Annotated in this window: 11 protein-coding genes; 7 read left to right on the top strand and 4 right to left on the bottom strand. The window is 70.5% G+C overall.

Annotated features, from left to right (window positions below; all coding sequences use genetic code 11):
- Positions 1 to 263 precede the first annotated feature (263 nt).
- The 7 genes from Q0840_RS07475 (at position 264) to Q0840_RS07445 (ending at position 8,245) form a co-directional block, all read left to right on the top strand.
- Positions 264 to 890 carry a Crp/Fnr family transcriptional regulator gene (locus tag Q0840_RS07475; RefSeq protein WP_298458175.1) on the top strand — a complete coding sequence of 209 codons (627 nt, stop codon included), beginning with the start codon at positions 264 to 266 and terminating at the stop codon, positions 888 to 890.
- Between the two features lie 176 nt (positions 891 to 1,066).
- Positions 1,067 to 1,309 carry a heavy-metal-associated domain-containing protein gene (locus tag Q0840_RS07470; protein ID WP_298458171.1) on the top strand — a complete coding sequence of 81 codons (243 nt, stop codon included), beginning with the start codon at positions 1,067 to 1,069 and terminating at the stop codon, positions 1,307 to 1,309.
- Positions 1,310 to 1,541: 232 nt separating this feature from the next.
- Positions 1,542 to 3,482 (top strand): cation-translocating P-type ATPase, encoded by a 1,941-nt coding sequence (locus tag Q0840_RS07465; RefSeq protein ID WP_298458168.1) that lies wholly within the window; start codon positions 1,542 to 1,544, stop codon positions 3,480 to 3,482.
- 77 nt (positions 3,483 to 3,559) lie between these two features.
- A complete protein-coding gene (locus tag Q0840_RS07460) occupies positions 3,560 to 3,997 on the top strand; it encodes a cupin domain-containing protein (protein ID WP_298458166.1) in 438 nt (145 codons plus the stop codon).
- A 77-nt stretch (positions 3,998 to 4,074) separates the two neighbouring features.
- Positions 4,075 to 4,998, top strand: a complete 924-nt coding sequence (locus Q0840_RS07455) for an NADP-dependent oxidoreductase (RefSeq protein WP_298458164.1) — start codon at positions 4,075 to 4,077, stop codon at positions 4,996 to 4,998.
- Between the two features lie 23 nt (positions 4,999 to 5,021).
- Positions 5,022 to 5,351, top strand: coding sequence for a cupin domain-containing protein (locus Q0840_RS07450; protein ID WP_298458534.1), 330 nt, complete (start codon positions 5,022 to 5,024; stop codon positions 5,349 to 5,351).
- 143 nt (positions 5,352 to 5,494) lie between these two features.
- Positions 5,495 to 8,245: an HAD-IC family P-type ATPase gene (locus tag Q0840_RS07445; RefSeq protein WP_298458162.1), complete on the top strand. Its 2,751-nt coding sequence runs from the start codon at positions 5,495 to 5,497 to the stop codon at positions 8,243 to 8,245.
- Between the two features lie 117 nt (positions 8,246 to 8,362).
- On the opposite strand, the gene narI is transcribed toward Q0840_RS07445, so the two are convergent.
- From narI to Q0840_RS07425, 4 genes are read right to left on the bottom strand one after another with little or no spacing between them, the layout of a single operon-like run.
- Complete coding sequence (gene narI, locus Q0840_RS07440) at positions 8,363 to 9,127, bottom strand: respiratory nitrate reductase subunit gamma (protein ID WP_298458159.1); 765 nt, start codon at positions 9,125 to 9,127, stop codon at positions 8,363 to 8,365.
- On the bottom strand, positions 9,124 to 9,810 hold the full coding sequence (narJ, locus tag Q0840_RS07435; RefSeq protein ID WP_298458157.1) for a nitrate reductase molybdenum cofactor assembly chaperone: 687 nt from the start codon (positions 9,808 to 9,810) through the stop codon (positions 9,124 to 9,126). Before narJ ends, narI begins: the two co-directional genes overlap by 4 nt.
- Positions 9,807 to 11,678: a nitrate reductase subunit beta gene (gene narH, locus Q0840_RS07430; protein ID WP_298458155.1), complete on the bottom strand. Its 1,872-nt coding sequence runs from the start codon at positions 11,676 to 11,678 to the stop codon at positions 9,807 to 9,809. The genes narJ and narH overlap by 4 nt, the downstream gene beginning before the upstream one ends.
- Position 11,679: 1 nt before the next feature.
- Positions 11,680 to 15,408 (bottom strand): nitrate reductase subunit alpha, encoded by a 3,729-nt coding sequence (locus Q0840_RS07425; protein WP_298458532.1) that lies wholly within the window; start codon positions 15,406 to 15,408, stop codon positions 11,680 to 11,682.
- Positions 15,409 to 15,493 lie beyond the last annotated feature (85 nt).

Raw genomic sequence — 15,493 nt, 5'->3', positions numbered from 1 at the left:
GCCGACCGACCCGGTGCGTCCCGTTTCGCACCCGTGACTGGAGGACGTCAGTGAGCACCGCGTCTCACCCCACCGGAGCCCCGCGAACGCCCGCACCGGTTCATCCGGCGGCCATCGTGCCGCCGGGTCGGCGCCGGGTCCCGCTGCGCTCGGCCAGCGCTCAGCCTCACCAGTGCCCGCTACCGGTGCGGATGAAGGTCCTGGGTCGGGTTCCGCTCTTCGCCGGCTTGTCCCATGACGAGCTCGTCGGTGTCGAGCGCCGCATGGTCTCCCTGTCCTGGGCCGAGGACGACCTGCTGTACCTGGCCGGAGAGCGGGCCGAGCACCTGTACGTCCTGGCAGCCGGGCGGGCGAAGGCGTCCAGGGTGACCGTGAACGGTCAGGAGGTGGTCGTCGACCTCCTCGCCCCCGGCGACCTCTTCGGCGGGATGCGCGACCTGGGGCAGCCCACCTACCTCGAGACGGTCCGCGCCTTGACCACCACGTGCGCGCTGCGCATCGACACCCGCGCGTTCAGAGGCATCCTGAGCGAGTACCCCGAGGTCGCGTTGCGCGTCATCGACGACACCACGGCGCTTCTTGCCCAGGCCCGCACTGACGTGACTGCTCAGTCCACCGAGACCGTGGCGCAGCGCGTCGCGAGCGGCCTGTTGCGCCTGGCGGACAAGTTCGGCCAGGACGGCATCTCCGGCGCGACCCTGCTCCAGCTGCCGCTGTCCCGCACCGACCTGGCCGCGATGACCGGATCGACACCGGAGTCCGTCTCGCGGGTGATGAGCCAGCTCCGCAGGGATGGCGTCATCGACTCCGGACGCCGGTGGACCGCAATCCTCGACCGGGACCGACTCGCCGCGACGGCATCCGACGGCAGCGGACGGCCGACTCCCTGAACGGTCGGCGAGGTCGGCGTCCACCTAGGGCACCCGCGCCGGCCGGTCGTCCTGTGCTCCGGGCGCCCGTCCTGCCGTTGATTGATGCACGTCATCGCCGGGTCACCGGTCCGCTCCTAACGTGGTGGTCAGCACCCCACCAGGGGTGATCCCCACGAACAGAGAGAAGGACCACGATGAGCACCACCGCTCCCGTCACCACCACCCACACGGTCCTGCGCGCCGAGGGCTTCTCCTGCCCGTCCTGCGTGTCCAAGATCGAGAAGCAGGTCGGGCGTCTCGCCGGCGTCAGTGCCGTGAAGGTCCACTTCGCGTCCGCTCGCATCGAGGTCGACCACGACGCGACCGAGGTCAGCGTCGACGACCTGGTCGCCGCCGTCGCCAAGGCGGGCTTCGTCGCCAGGCCGGCGTCCTTCTAGCCCTCGGACTCGCATTCCCGCGCCTCACCGCCGAGCAGCTCCCACCTCGGCGGTGGCGCTTCGTCGTACCAGGACCCGACCGGCCCGGGCCTGCCCCGTGGCCACTCGTGGCGACCCGCGAGGTCCATGTGCCGTTAATTGACGCCCGTCATCGTCGCCGAGGTCAGCCCTCCGTAGCGTCGTGGTCAGGACCCCATCACGGGATCCACTGCTCGAGACGAGGACAACTGCGATGAACGCGCTGCACCAGTGGTGGAACGGGCGGTGGGCGATCCCGACGACGTCCGGGGCTCTGATCCTGACGTCCTTCTTCGTAGCTCGCGTGCTGGGCTCCGATCCGGTCAGTGACGTCTTCATGGTGGCCGCCGCGGTGATCGCCGGTACTCCGATCGTGATCAAGGCGGCCCGAGCCCTGCTGGCCCGAGTCGTGGGCATCGACCTGCTGGTCTCGATCGCCACGATCGGCGCGGTCATCATCGGCCAGTACTGGGAAGCCGCCGCGGTGACGTTCCTGTTCGCGATCGGCCACGCGCTGGAGTCCGCAACGCTGAACAGGACCCGCTCGGCACTGGCCGAGCTCGTCGCCGTCGCCCCCGACGTGGCCGTCGTGATGCGCGACGGCGAGCAGGTCGAGGTGGCCGCCGCCTCGGTGGCCATGGGTGAGACCGTGCTGGTCAAGAACGGCGCCAAGGTCCCCGTCGACGGTCAGGTCATCGCCGGGACCGGCGCCCTGGACGAGGCGTCCATCACCGGGGAGTCCATCCCCGTGGAGAAGTCCACGGGCGACCACGTCTTCGCCGGCACCGTCTCCCGAGGGGGGTTCCTGCAGGTCCAGGCCACCGGTATCGGCGCCGACACGACCCTGGCCCGCATCATCCACCGCGTCGAGGACGCGCAGGACGCCAAGGCGAAGACAGCGCAGTTCATCGACAGGTTCTCGACCTGGTACACCCCGGCGATCATGGTCCTGGCGCTGGTCGTCGGCCTGATCACCGGTGACATAGTGCTGGCGCTGACCCTGCTGGTCATCGGCTGCCCCGGCGCGCTGGTGATCTCCATCCCCGTCTCCATCGTCGCGGGCATCGGCCGGGCCGCCAAGGACGGCATCCTCATCAAGGGCGGCGAGTTCCTCGAGCGCTCGGCCAAGATCACCGCGGTCGCGGTCGACAAGACCGGCACCCTGACCAGGGGCCGCCCCCACCTGACCGACGTCGTCGTCCTGGACCCGGCCATGACCCGGACCGACGTGCTCGCGTGGGCCGCGGCCGCCGAGGCCGGCTCCGAGCACCCGCTCGCCCGCCCCATCCTGGCCGCCGCCGCCGCCGAAGGGCTGCGCACCCCGCACCTGCCCGAGGTGACCGAGCCGGTGCCCGGCAAGGGCATCACCGCCACCACCGCCGGCCGCCGCGTCCTGATCGGGAACCAGGCACTGCTCGAGCAGTACGGCATCGCCGACACCGTCGGCGCGGCAGCCGTGGTGCGTGAGCTCGCCGCCGCCGGGCGCACGGCGATGATCGTGGCCGTCGACGACGCGGTGGCCGGTGTGGTCGCCGTCGCCGACGAGGTCCGCGCCGACGCCGCCGAGATGGTCCGCCGCCTACACACCTCCGGGGTGACGAAGGTGGTCATGCTCACCGGCGACGCCCCCTTGGTGGCCGACGCCGTCGGGCGCACCACCGGGGTCGACGAGGTCCGCGCGGGCCTGCTGCCCGAGGACAAGCTCGAAGCGGTCGCCGACCTGCAGCGCGCGGGCTACGTGGTGGCGATGGTCGGCGACGGCGTCAACGACGCCCCCGCCCTGGCCACGGCCGACATCGGCGTCGCGATGGGCGCAGCCGGCTCGGCGGTGGCCATCGAGACCGCTGACATCGCCCTGATGGGCGACAACCTGCTCAAGCTCCCCGAAGCGATCGGCCTGGCCCGGCGCACCGTGAACAACATGCGCCAGAACATCACCATCGCCCTGCTCACCGTCACCCTCCTGCTCGCCGGGGTACTGCTGGGCGGAGTGACGATGTCCATCGGGATGCTCGTCCACGAGGTCTCGGTCCTGGTCGTCATCGCCAACGCGATGCGCCTGCTGCGCCGCACGGAGCACACCGGTGCACCTGCCACCACGCCCTCGGCACCGGCCCCCACCACACCGGCACCAGCGCACGCCGGTCGGTCCTGAGACCGGACGGCCCACCGCGTCCCCAGCGACGCCCCCGCACCGCACCCACGAGTCGCCACGACAGCAGGAGGAACACCATGAGCACCACCGACCACTTCACCGCCGACGGGAACGTCGCGCACTTCACGCTCGCCGACATCGCCCAGCAGAACCCCGACTTCCGCCGCGTGCTGTGGACCGGCGAGCACGCCCAGGTCGTCGTCATGACCATCCCCGCCGGCGGGGAGATCGGCGACGAGGTCCACCAGAGCACAGACCAGATCCTCACCTTCGTCAGCGGCACCGGCGAAGCGGACCTCAACGGCCACACCCACCCCATCGAGGCCGGGGACCAGTGCGCCGTCCCGGCAGGGACCCGGCACAACTTCCGCAATACCGGCGACCGACCGCTCGTGCTCTACACCGTCTACGCCCCGCCCGAGCACGCCACCGGCGGGACCTACGCCACCAAGGCCGACGCCGACGCCGCCGAAGCAGCAGGCCAGGACGAGCCCCCCACCCCCGACCACACCTGACACACCCACGGGCGTCCAAACGCCGCCGGCGGGCTCACGCGTCTAGGTCCGATCGCGAGAAGAAGGAGGCACTCCCCATGTCCAAGGTGTACGTCTTCACCGAGTTCGGCGGCCCCGAGGCCCAGGAGCTCATCGACCGCCCCGAGCCCCACCCGGGCGCCGGCGAGCTCGCCGTGCAGGTCCGCGCCGCGGGGGTCAACCCCGCCGACTGGAAGACCCGCGCCGATCGCCACGGCACCGACCAGCCGCTACCGGCCCCCATGGGCCACGAGCTCTCCGGTGTGGTCACCGCGATCGGCGCCGACGTCCACGACTTCACGGTGGGCCAGGAGATCCTCGGCCTGGCCGCCCCCGGCCACGGCGCCTTCGCCGAGCACACGATCGTGCGCGCCACCGACGCGGTGGCCAAACCCGAGGAGATCTCCTTCGCCGACGCCGCCACCATCCCCGTCGCAGCAGCCGCCGCCTACGACGCCACCCACCAGATCGAGCTCGAACCCGGGCAGAAGCTGCTGGTCATCGGCGCCGGTGGCGGCGTGGGCCTCATGGTCGCCCAGATCGGGCGCGTCCACGAGTTCACCGTCATCGGCATCGCCAGCGAGTCCAAGCGGAAAGTCGTCGAGTCCACCGGCGCCACCTTCGTCCCCTCGGGCGACGGCGTCGCCGACCGGGCCCGCCAGGCCGCCCCGGACGGGGTCGACCTCATCCTCGACCTCGTCGGCGGCGAGGCGCTCCGCGAGGTCGCCGACCTCGTCGCCGACCCCACGAGGATCATCTCCGCCGCGGACCCCGCCACTGCCACCGAGCTCGGCGGTACAGGCCTCGTACGCACCCCCCAGGCGATGGCCAAGATCACCGGCGTCATCGAGTACGACCTCGTCGACCCCCACATCTCCGCCCTCTACCCACTGGAGCGGGCCGGCGAAGCCATCGCTACCGTGGAGGACGGCCACGCCACCGGCAAGATCGTCCTGGAGATGCTCCACGCACCCGCCTCGTGACCACCGGACAGGACACCCCACACATGCTGAAACTGTCGCTGACAGCCCTTGCCCGCCAGCAGATCAAGCTCGCGACCACCGCCCCGAGCGGACGCAGCAGCTCCACCGTCTACGGCGGCCACGAGCACCACCTGCGCCAGACCCTCATCGCGTTGATCGCCGGCCAGTCGCTCAACGAGCACGAGAACCCGGGCGAGGCCACGGTTCACGTCCTGCACGGAAGGGTGCGGCTGGTGGCCGCAGACGCATCCTGGGAGGGTTCGACCGGAGATCTTCTGATCGTCCCGGACTCCCGCCACAGCCTTGAAGCGATGGAAGACGCAGCCGTGCTCCTGACCGTCGTCAAGGCATGACAACTACCGACGGCCCAGGTAGCTCGTGCCAGGGCCGGCACCAGGAAGTTCCCGTGCTCGCCTCCGCACCAGCGACAACGCCAGCACTCGGTGGCGAGCGATGAACTGCCCCCGCATCAGGCAGCCTGGAAAGTAGCCACCCTGTGTCGACCACTGCACCTGACTCCTCCCCCACGCAGACGCTGCCCACGCCGTGGTCGCTCCGGGGTGAGGAGGTGCTGCGGGCCGTCGTCGGCTCGCCGGAGGGGTTGACGGGGCGCGACGCCGAGGCGCGGCTGGCGCGAGACGGCCGCAACGAGCTGCCCGCGCCACCTCAGCCGTCGGTGCTCAAGCGGCTCCTGAGCCAGTACGCCGACGTGCTGATCTACATCCTCATCGCGGCCGCGGTGCTCAAGGCGATCACCCGCGACTGGGTGGACTTCACCGTCATCGTCGTGGTGATCGTCGCGACCGGGTTGATCGGGTTCATCCAGGAGGGCCGGGCCGCGTCCGCCCTGGCCGGGCTGCGCCGGATGCAGTCGTCGAACGCGCAGATCCGGCGCGACGGGGACTGGGTGGTGGTCGACGCCGTGACCCTGGTGGTCGGAGACGTCGTCCGGGTGCGTAGCGGCGATCGGGTGCCGGCCGATGTGCGGGTGCTCACCTCGGCCGAGCTGCAGGTCGACGAGTCGGCGCTGACCGGTGAGTCGGTGCCGGCGGAAAAGTCCGCCGACGTCGTCGACGCCGACGCGGGTGTGGGTGACCGGGCGTCGATGCTGTTCTCCGGGACGATCGTGACCGCCGGGACCGGCGAGGCGGTGGTCGTCGCGACGGGGCGGGACACGGAGATCGGCCGCATCTCCGCGCTCGTCACCGAGCAGGAAGCGATCGACACGCCACTGGCGCGGCAGCTGGCGCATCTGGGAACGCAGCTGTCGGTCCTCATCGGCGTGCTGGCCGTCGTCATGCTGCTCGTCGGCCGCTTCGTCCACGGCCTCGGCGTCGACGAGCTGATCTCCGCGGCCATCGGGTTCGCGGTCGCTGCGGTACCGGAGGGGTTGCCCGCGCTGGTGACGATCACGCTCGCGCTCGGCGTGCAGCAGATGGCCCGGCGCAACGCGATCACCCGCAAGATGGAGGCCGTGGAGACGCTCGGCTCCACCACGACGATCTGCTCAGACAAGACCGGCACGCTGACCCAGAACGAGATGACCGCTCGCACCGTGGTCACGGTTGCGGGCTCGTACACCGTCGAGGGCGCCGGGTACGACCCCGTCGGCCGGGTCGTCACCGCCGACGGCGCGACCGCTCGGTTGGATGCGCACCCCGACCTCGCTGCGTTCGTCCGCGCCGCCGCGCTGTGCAACGACGCCCAGGTCGAGCAGACCGACGACGGGTGGCGCGTCGTCGGCCAGCCGACCGAGGGCGCCCTGGTGGTGCTGGCCGCGAAGGCCGGCGCGGCGAGCGGTGGCGGCACCCGCGTCGGTGCGGTGCCGTTCGAGTCCGCCCACAAGTTCGCCGCGACCCTGGACGACCTGCCGGACGGGACCGGGCCGGGCGGCGCGACGCGTGTCGTGCACGTGGTCGGTGCCCCAGGCCGGCTGCTGGACCGAGCGGCCACCGAGCAGGGCGCGGACGGCGGGCTCGTGCCGCTGGACCGTGTTGCCTGGGAGGCGCGCATCGATGCGCTGTCCGGCCAGGGGCTGCGCGTCCTGGCCGCGGCCGTCCGCCCGGCCGACGGGGCCGACGACATCACGCTGGGCGACCTCGACCGAGGCCTGACGTTCCTCGGGGTCGTCGGCATCGTCGACCCACCGAGGCCGGAGGCCACCGCCGCGATCACCGAGGCACACGCCGCCGGCATCCGGGTCAAGATGATCACCGGCGACCACCCCGGCACGGCGACCGCGATCGCCCGTGAGCTCGGCCTGGTTCCCTCGCAGGGCGAGGTCCGCGCGCTGACCGGCTCCCAGCTGCAGGCCATGGACGACGACGCGCTGCGTGAGGTGGTGCGCGACGTCGACGTCTACGCCCGCACCTCGCCGGAGCACAAGCTGCGGATCGTGCGCGCCCTGCAGTGGCACGGCGAGGTCGTGGCCATGACTGGCGACGGCGTCAACGATGCACCGTCCATCACCCGGGCGGACGTCGGCATCGCCATGGGCATCAAGGGTACCGAGGCCACCAAGGAGGCAGCCGACGTCGTCCTGGCCGACGACAACTTCGCAACTATCGAACGCGCCGTCGAGGAAGGCCGGCGGATCTACGACAACATCCGCAAGGCGGTGGTGTTCCTGCTGCCCACCAACGGCGCCCAGTCGCTGGTCATCCTCACCGCCGTCCTGACCGGGATGACGCTGCCCCTGACGCCCGTGCAGATCCTGTGGATCAACCTCATCACCGCGCTCACCCTCTCCCTCACCCTCGCGGGGGAGCCCGCCGAGCCCGGCATCATGCAGCGCAGACCTCGGTCCTCCACCGAGCAGGTGCTGTCCGGCCGCGCCATCGCGGTGATCCTCATCGCCTCGCTCGTCATCGGCGGTGCCACCCTCCTCGTCTTCCTCCTCGAACGGGACCGCACCGGCGACGACGCCGTCGCGCAGACCTCCGCAGTGATGATGCTGGCCCTCGGCCAGCTCGCCTACCTGCTCAACTGCCGCCTGCTCAACGGGTCCGCCTTCACCGTGCGCGTCCTCACCGGCAACCGCAGCCTGTGGATCTCCGCCGGCGCCCTGATCGCCCTGCAACTCGTCTTCACCTACGCACCGTTCATGAATCGGTGGTTCGACTCTGCCCCCATCGGCCTGCACAGCTGGACACTCACCGCGGCCCTCGCCGTGGTCATCTTCCTTGTCATGGAGGCGGCGAAAGCTGCAGTCCGACGCGTCGGTGACCGCAGGCACGCACCGGCTTAGTCCTCGTTGCCGGCATCACCTCAGCGTGTCCCGCAGGCGCTGCTCGAAGCCGCCATCGCGCACTGAGACCCGTACCGGAGTGGTCTGCGACCGCCTGCTCCCCCACCGGGGTGCCACCTACAGTCGCGTGGACGTCTCGCGCCTGCGCTCTACTCGCTCCCACCCGCGTCGGCCCGCACGTGACCCGAGCCGGTCCGACCGCGACCGGTAGACGACGTACGGCCGCCACATGTAGCCGACAGGTGCGCTGAACACGTGCACCAGGCGGGTGAACGGCCACAGGGCGAACAGCAGCATGGCGGTCATGCCGTGCAGCTGGAACCCGATCGGTGCCTCGGCCATCAGCTCGGGGTGCAGGTCGAGCAGGAAGATCCCGCGGAACCACACGGACACGCCGTCGCGGTAGTCGTAGTGGCCGCCCAGGTTGAGCACCGAGCCGGCGATCGTGTTCCACAGGCCCAGGAAGATGACCACGGCGAGGAACAGGTACATGACCTTGTCCATCCGGGTGGTCGCCCGGAACACCGGGCCGACCGTGCGGCGGCGGTAGATCAGCAGGACCAGCCCCAGCACGGTGCACACCCCGGCCACAGCGCCGATGCTGACCGCAAGGAAGTGGTAGATCTCCTCGCTCATGCCCACGGCCTCGGTCCAGGACTTGGGGATGCCCAAGCCCATGACGTGGCCGAGGAACACGGCGAGGATACCGAAGTGGAACATCGGGCTCGCCCAACGGAGCAGGCGGCTCTCGTACAGCTGGGAGGACCGGGTGGTCCAGCCAAATTTGTCGTACCGGTAGCGCCATACGTGGCCGAGGACGAAGAACGCCAGGCACACGTACGGGATCACGACCCACAAGATGATGTCGGCGGTGGGGGTCATCGGCGGGCTCCTGTGTCGGGCATGTACGACGGGGGGGCGAACGGCTCGAGGCCGACCTCCTCGCCCGGGGGGCCCTCGGCCGCGAGGCGGGCCACGGCCTCTCGGTCCGGTCCGGCCAGCGGCGGCAGCGTGGCGCTGACTGCGATCAGCGCCCCGGCGTAGGGCGAGCCGAGGTCGAGCAGCGCGAGCCGGAGCAGCTCCAGGCCGGCGCGGTGCTCCAGGAGCAGGCGCAGACCGGCCTCCTGCGCAGCGGTGTCTCCGGTCGACGCGAACTCGAGCACGACCGCGAGGTGGTCGGGCAGCTCATCCGCGGCGAGGTCGAAACCCGCGTTGCGGAACGCCTGCTTGAACTGCACCAGGGCGAGCCCACGCTTACGGGTGTCGCCGTAGGCGTAGTACGTGAGGTACAGCGACCGCCGACGGGCAAGGTCGAACGTCGTGACGTACTGCGCCTCGAGCTCAGTCAGGGGCCGCGAGCCCAGATGGTCGAGCAGCCCCTCGAGGGGGACTGACAGGTGCTCGCTGCCCCGCTCGAGCCCAGCCAGCGCAGCCCGGAGCGAGGGCAGCATGTCGATCAGCTCGACCGTCGGGTACTCGATCGTCAACGCCGCGACGCGGTGCACGACGGCCTGGTCCCGGCTCGCCACCCGCTTGGCCGCGGCGGTGCGCGCCGCCCGGTTCACAGCCGCGGCCCCGTCCCGGATGCGCCTGTGTCGCCGGGCTCACCCGGACCGCCGGGCCCTTGAGTGCCGGGGCCGTCACCACCCAGCCAGTCGCCACCTGGTGGGATCGGGTCGGTGCCCGACCCGGCCGGGCCCGGCACGCTTCCGCCGGCCGGTCGTGGCTGCACCAGCCCTGCGTCCCCGACGCTGTCCGGTTCACGCAGGTTCGCCCCGTCGGGACCGGGCCGCGGGGGGAACATGCCCGCGGGCGCGCTCTTGCCGTCCCAGTTGAGGAGGTTGACCCGCGCCTTGCGCGACGCCGGGTCCGCCACGGTGTCGGTGGTCTGCCGTTGCTTGAGCATGTGGAAGTTCTCCACGGCGATCGGGTCGTTCACCCCCGAGCCCTCGCCGAACGGGCCCGACCCGCCCATGCCCGGGCCGCCGTCGTAGTCGAGGCTGCACTCGGTCGCGAGCTCCTCCAAGCCGTGCGCCTGCTCGACGTGGGACGGCGGGATGACGTACCGCTCGTCGTACTTGGCCAGAGCGAGGAGGCGGTACATCTCGTACATCGTCCCTTCCTCCATGCCGACCGCGGCTGGGATCGAGGGGTTCGGCGCCCGCCCCATGTTGATGTCACGCATGTAGGACCGCATCGCCGCGAGCCGCTTGAGCACCGCGGTCACGGGCTCCGGGTCGCCCGCGGTGAAGAGCTCCGCGAGGTACTCGACCGGGATCCGCAGGGTGTCGATGGCCGCGAACAGGTTGCCGGAGTCCTCGGAGTCCTCCCCTGTCTCTCCCACGACGTCGACCACCGGCGACAGCGGCGGGATGTACCAAACCATCGGCAGCGTCCGGTACTCGGGGTGCAGGGGCAGCGCCACCTCGTAGGTGTTGATCAGCGCCCAGATCGGCGAACGCTGCGCTGCCTGGACCCAGTCCCGCGAGATGCCTGCGCGCTCCGCCTCGCGCTGCACCTCGGGATCGTTCGGGTCGAGGAACACGCGGCGCTGGGAGGCGAGCAGCTCGCGCTCGTCGGTGACGGACGCCGCCTCCAGCACCCGGTCGGCGTCGTACAGGATCAGACCGATGTAGCGCAGCCGCCCGACGCACGTCTCGGAGCAGACGGTCGGCAGACCGACCTCGATGCGGGGGTAGCAGAACGTGCACTTCTCAGCCTTGCCGGTCTTGTGGTTGAAGTAGACCTTCTTGTACGGGCACCCCGTGACGCACTTGCGCCACCCCCGGCACGCGTCCTGGTCGACCAGGACGATGCCGTCCTCGGACCGCTTGTAGATGGCCCCCGACGGGCACGACGCCGCGCACGAGGGGTTGAGGCAGTGCTCGCAGATGCGCGGCAGGTAGAACATGAAGGTCTGCTCGAACTCGAGCTTGACCTTGTCGGAGATCTTCGCCAGCACCGGGTCCGCCATGGTCAGCTCCGGCGCCCCGCCCAGGTCGTCGTCCCAGTTGGCGCTCCAGGTGACGTTCATGTCCTGCCCGCTGATCAGGGACTTGGGCCGGGCGACCGGGGTGTGCTCGCCCAGCGGCGCGTTGGTGAGGTTCTCGTAGTCGTAGGTCCACGGCTCGTAGTACTCGTCCAGGGAGGGCATCTTGGGGCTTGAGAAGATGGTCAGCAGGTTCTTCAGCCGGCCGCCGGCCTTGAGCTGGAGCCGGCCGCGCTTGTTCAGCGTCCAGCCGCCCTCCCACTTGTCCTGGTCCTCGTAGGTGCGCGGGTACCCCTGCCCGGGGCGGGTCTCGACGTTGTTGAACCAGACGTACTCGGTGCCGGTGCGGTTGGTCCACGCCTGCTTGCAGGTCACCGAGCACGTGTGGCACCCGATGCACTTGTCGAGGTTCATGACCATCGCCATCTGAGCCATCACGCGCATGTCAGTACTCCACCTTCTGGCTACGCCGACGGATGACGGTGACCTCGTCGCGCTGGTTGCCCGTGGGGCCGAGGTAGTTGAACGCGTAGGACAGCTGGGCGTACCCGCCGATGAGGTGGCTCGGCTTGATCAGGAGCCGGGTCAGCGAGTTGTGAATCCCGCCTCGTTTGCCGGTCACCTCCGTCTTGGGGACGTCGATGAGCCGATCCTGGGCGTGGTACATGTACACCGTCCCCTCGGGCATCCGATGCGAGACGATCGCGCGGGCGACCACGATGCCGTTGCGGTTGACCGCCTCGATCCAGTCGTTGTCGCGAATCCCGACCTTGTCGGCGTCCAGGTTGCTCATCCAGACGCTCGGGCCACCGCGGGACAGCGACAGCATGAAGAGGTTGTCCTGGTACTCGGAGTGGATCGACCACTTGTTGTGCGGGGTCAGGTACCGCACCGTCACCCCGAGCGTCCCGGTCCCGTCGACCTCGGCGGTGTCCCCGATCACCGTCTCGCCGAACAGCGCCTGCATGTTCAGCGGCGGTCGGAACACCGGCAGGCCCTCGCCCAGCTCGATCATCCAGTCGTGGTCGAGGTAGAAGCTCTGGCGTCCGGTGAGGGTGTGCCATGGCTTGAGCCGTTCGACGTTGATGGTGAACGGCGAGTACCGCCGCCCGCCGTGCTCGGTCCCGGACCACTCCGGCGACGTGATGACGGTCGTCGGCGCCGCCTGGGTGTCGGCGAACGTGACCTGCTTGCCCTCGTGCTCCGCGGCCAGGTCGGCCATGAGCGTGCCGGTGCGCTTCTCCAGGGTGTGGAAGCCCTGGACGGCGAGGCGTCCGTTGGTCGTCCCGGACAGCGCCAGGATCGCCTCGCACACGTGCACGTCGCGGCTCAGCAGGGGGCGCCCGTCGGCCACCGACCCCGGCTTGCCGGGGCCGACCCGGGCCGTGCCGTTCTTGCGGGCCAGGTAGTCCACCTCCGTGCCGACGTCGAACGTGACGCCCTTGGTCGTCAGGCCCAGGCTGTCGGCGAGGGGGCCGAGGGTCGCGAGCTTCGCTGCGACCGCGCCGTAGTCGCGTTCGACGACGACGAGCTTGGGCATGGTGCGGCCGGGCACGGGTTCGCACTCCCCGGTCTTCCAGTCCTGCACGCGGCCGTGCGGGTTGGCCATCTCGTCCGGGGTGTCGTGCGTGAGCGGGACCGCCATGACGTCCTTGCGCACCCCGAGGTGGGTGATCGCGAGGCGGCTGAACGCCTGGGCGATGGTGTGGAAGATGTCGAAGTCGGTGCGGGTCTGCCACGGCGGCGCGATCGCCGGGCTGAACGAGTTCACGAACGGGTGCATGTCCGTGGTGTTGAGGTCGTGCTTCTCGTACCAGGTGGCCGCCGGCAGCACGACGTCGGAGTAGATCGTCGTGCTCGTCATCCGGAAGTCCATCGACAGCAGCATGTCGAGCTTGCCGCTGGGCGCCTGGTCGCGCCAGACCACGTCCCGGGGTCGGGCCCCCGGCGGCGCCTCGCTCGCCCGCAGGTTGGAGTCGGTCCCGAGCAGGTGGTGCAGGAAGTACTCGTTGCCCTTGCCGGACGACCCGAGCAGGTTCGCCCGCCACACCGTCAGCACCCGGGGGAAGTTCTCCGGGTCATCGGGGTCCTCGGCGGCGAACCGCAGGCGCCCCTCCTTCAGCTCGCGCGGCACGTACTCCCCGACGGGCAGACCCGCGGCGTCGGCGTCGTCGGCGACCTGCAAGGGGCTGCGGTCCCACGTCGGGTAGGACGGCATCCATCCCATCCGCGCGGACTGGGCGATGACGTCGGCGGTGGTCTTGCCCGCCAGGTCGCCCGTACCGGGGGTAGCAGCGGACAGGGTGTCCGCGCCGAAGGAGTCGTAGCGGAACTGGTTGGTGTGCAGATACCAGTACGCAGTCTGGATCATCGTGCGCGGCGGCCGGGCCCAGTCGCTGGCGGTCGCGTACATCTGCTGCCCGGTGACCGGCCGAACCTTCTCCTGCCCGACGTAGTGTGCCCACCCACCTCCGTTGACGCCCTGGCACCCGGTCAGGGTGGTCAGCGTGAGGAACGCCCGGTAGATCGTGTCGGAGTGGAACCAGTGGTTGGTGCCCGCCCCCATGAGGATCATCGACCTGCCGCGGGACTCCTCGGCGTTCGCCGCGAACTCGCGTCCGATCCGCTCCGCCTTCGCGGCCGGCACGCCGGTGAACTGCTCCTGCCAGGCAGGGGTGCACGGGCTCGAGGCGTCGTCGTACCCGGTGGGCCACTGGCCCGGCAGGCCCTCTCGGCCGACCCCGTACTGGGCGAGGAGGAGGTCGAGCACCGTGGTGACCAGGTGCTCGCCGACGCGTCGCACGGGCACGCCACGCCGGATGGTGGACGCGGTGCCGTCCAAGGTGTCGAAGCGGGGCAGCTCGATCTCGACAGACTCCCCGTGACCGGCTTCGCCGACGACTGCGCCGCCAGCACTGAGCATCGGCTCGACGTCGCCGAGCTCCAGGTTCCAGTGCCCGGCGCCGGCGTCGCCGTAGTGGTGCCCGAGCGACCCGCCCGGCACGACCGGCATCCCGGTGCGGGCGTCCATCAGCACCGTCTTGAACGCGGCGTTCTCGCTCGTCGCCTCCGCGCCCGGCAGGTCCTTGGCGGTGAGGAACTTGCCTGGCACTCGGACGCCGTCGTGCTCCTCGAGCCGGACCAGGAACGGCAGGTCGGTGAACTTCGAGACGTAGTCGGTGAAGTACGGCACCTGCCGGTCGACGAAGAACTCCTTGAGCGTGACGTGGCCCATCGCCATCGCCAGCGCGCCATCGGTGCCGGGCTGCACCGCGAGCCACTCGTCGGCGAACTTGACGTTGTCGGCGTAGTCCGGGGAGACGGCGATCACCTTCTGGCCGCGGTAGCGCGCCTCGATCATCCAGTGCGCGTCCGGGGTCCGGGTCACCGGCACGTTCGAGCCCCACATGATGAGGTAACCGGCGTCCCACCAGTCCCCCGACTCCGGGACGTCGGTCTGGTCCCCGAACACCTGCGGCGAGGCGACCGGCAGGTCGGCGTACCAGTCGTAGAAGGACAGCATCGGAGCCCCGATGAGCGAGTGGTACCGGGCGCCGGCACCGTGGGACACCATCGACATCGCGGGGATCGGCGAGAAGCCGGCGATCCGGTCCGGCCCGTAGCGGCGGATGGTGTGCACCTGGGCGGCGGCGACCATCTCGGTCGCCTCCTCCCACGAGGTCCGCACGAGGCCGCCCTTGCCGCGGGCCGCCTTGTAGCGGCGGGACTTCTCGGGGTCGTCGACGATGCTGGCCCATGCCTCGACGGGGTCACCGAGCCGGGCCCGGGCTTCGCGGTACATGTCCAGGAGCAGGCCGCGGGCGTACGGGTACCGGACTCGGGTGGGCGAGTACGTGTACCAGCTGAACGCGGCGCCGCGCGGGCACCCGCGGGGCTCGTACTCCGGACTGTCCGGGCCGACGGACGGGTAGTCGGTCTGCTGCGACTCCCAGGTGATGATCCCGTCCTTGACGTACACCTTCCACGAGCAGGAGCCCGTGCAGTTCACGCCATGGGTGGAACGGACGACCTTGTCGTGGCTCCACCGGTCCCGGTAGAAGGAGTCCGCGTCGCGGCCGCCGATCTGGTGCAGCGTGCGCAGGTCGTCGGAGACCTTCGCCTTGGTGAGGAAGCGGCGCGTCTTCAGCAACGCCTCGGTGACGTCCCCGTCCATGCGGGGTCCGGATCGGGGGGCGTCTTCCTGGAGGGTCACGGTGCTGGGTCCTCTCGGCATTCGACGGACGTACATGCTGGCGAGA

Source organism: uncultured Cellulomonas sp., assembly GCF_947494015.1.
Classification (GTDB): domain Bacteria; phylum Actinomycetota; class Actinomycetes; order Actinomycetales; family Cellulomonadaceae; genus Pengzhenrongella.
This window is presented reverse-complemented; position numbering and strand designations above follow the sequence as displayed.

Coding starts and splice junctions, on each gene's coding strand:
- Q0840_RS07475 (WP_298458175.1), top strand. CDS start 264: ATGGTCTCCCTGTCCTGGGCCGAGGACGACCTGCTGTACCTGGCCGGA.
- Q0840_RS07455 (WP_298458164.1), top strand. CDS start 4,075: ATGTCCAAGGTGTACGTCTTCACCGAGTTCGGCGGCCCCGAGGCCCAG.
- Q0840_RS07460 (WP_298458166.1), top strand. CDS start 3,560: ATGAGCACCACCGACCACTTCACCGCCGACGGGAACGTCGCGCACTTC.
- Q0840_RS07425 (WP_298458532.1), bottom strand. CDS start 15,408: ATGGACGGGGACGTCACCGAGGCGTTGCTGAAGACGCGCCGCTTCCTC.
- narI (WP_298458159.1), bottom strand. CDS start 9,127: ATGACCCCCACCGCCGACATCATCTTGTGGGTCGTGATCCCGTACGTG.
- Q0840_RS07450 (WP_298458534.1), top strand. CDS start 5,022: ATGCTGAAACTGTCGCTGACAGCCCTTGCCCGCCAGCAGATCAAGCTC.
- Q0840_RS07465 (WP_298458168.1), top strand. CDS start 1,542: ATGAACGCGCTGCACCAGTGGTGGAACGGGCGGTGGGCGATCCCGACG.
- Q0840_RS07470 (WP_298458171.1), top strand. CDS start 1,067: ATGAGCACCACCGCTCCCGTCACCACCACCCACACGGTCCTGCGCGCC.
- narH (WP_298458155.1), bottom strand. CDS start 11,678: ATGCGCGTGATGGCTCAGATGGCGATGGTCATGAACCTCGACAAGTGC.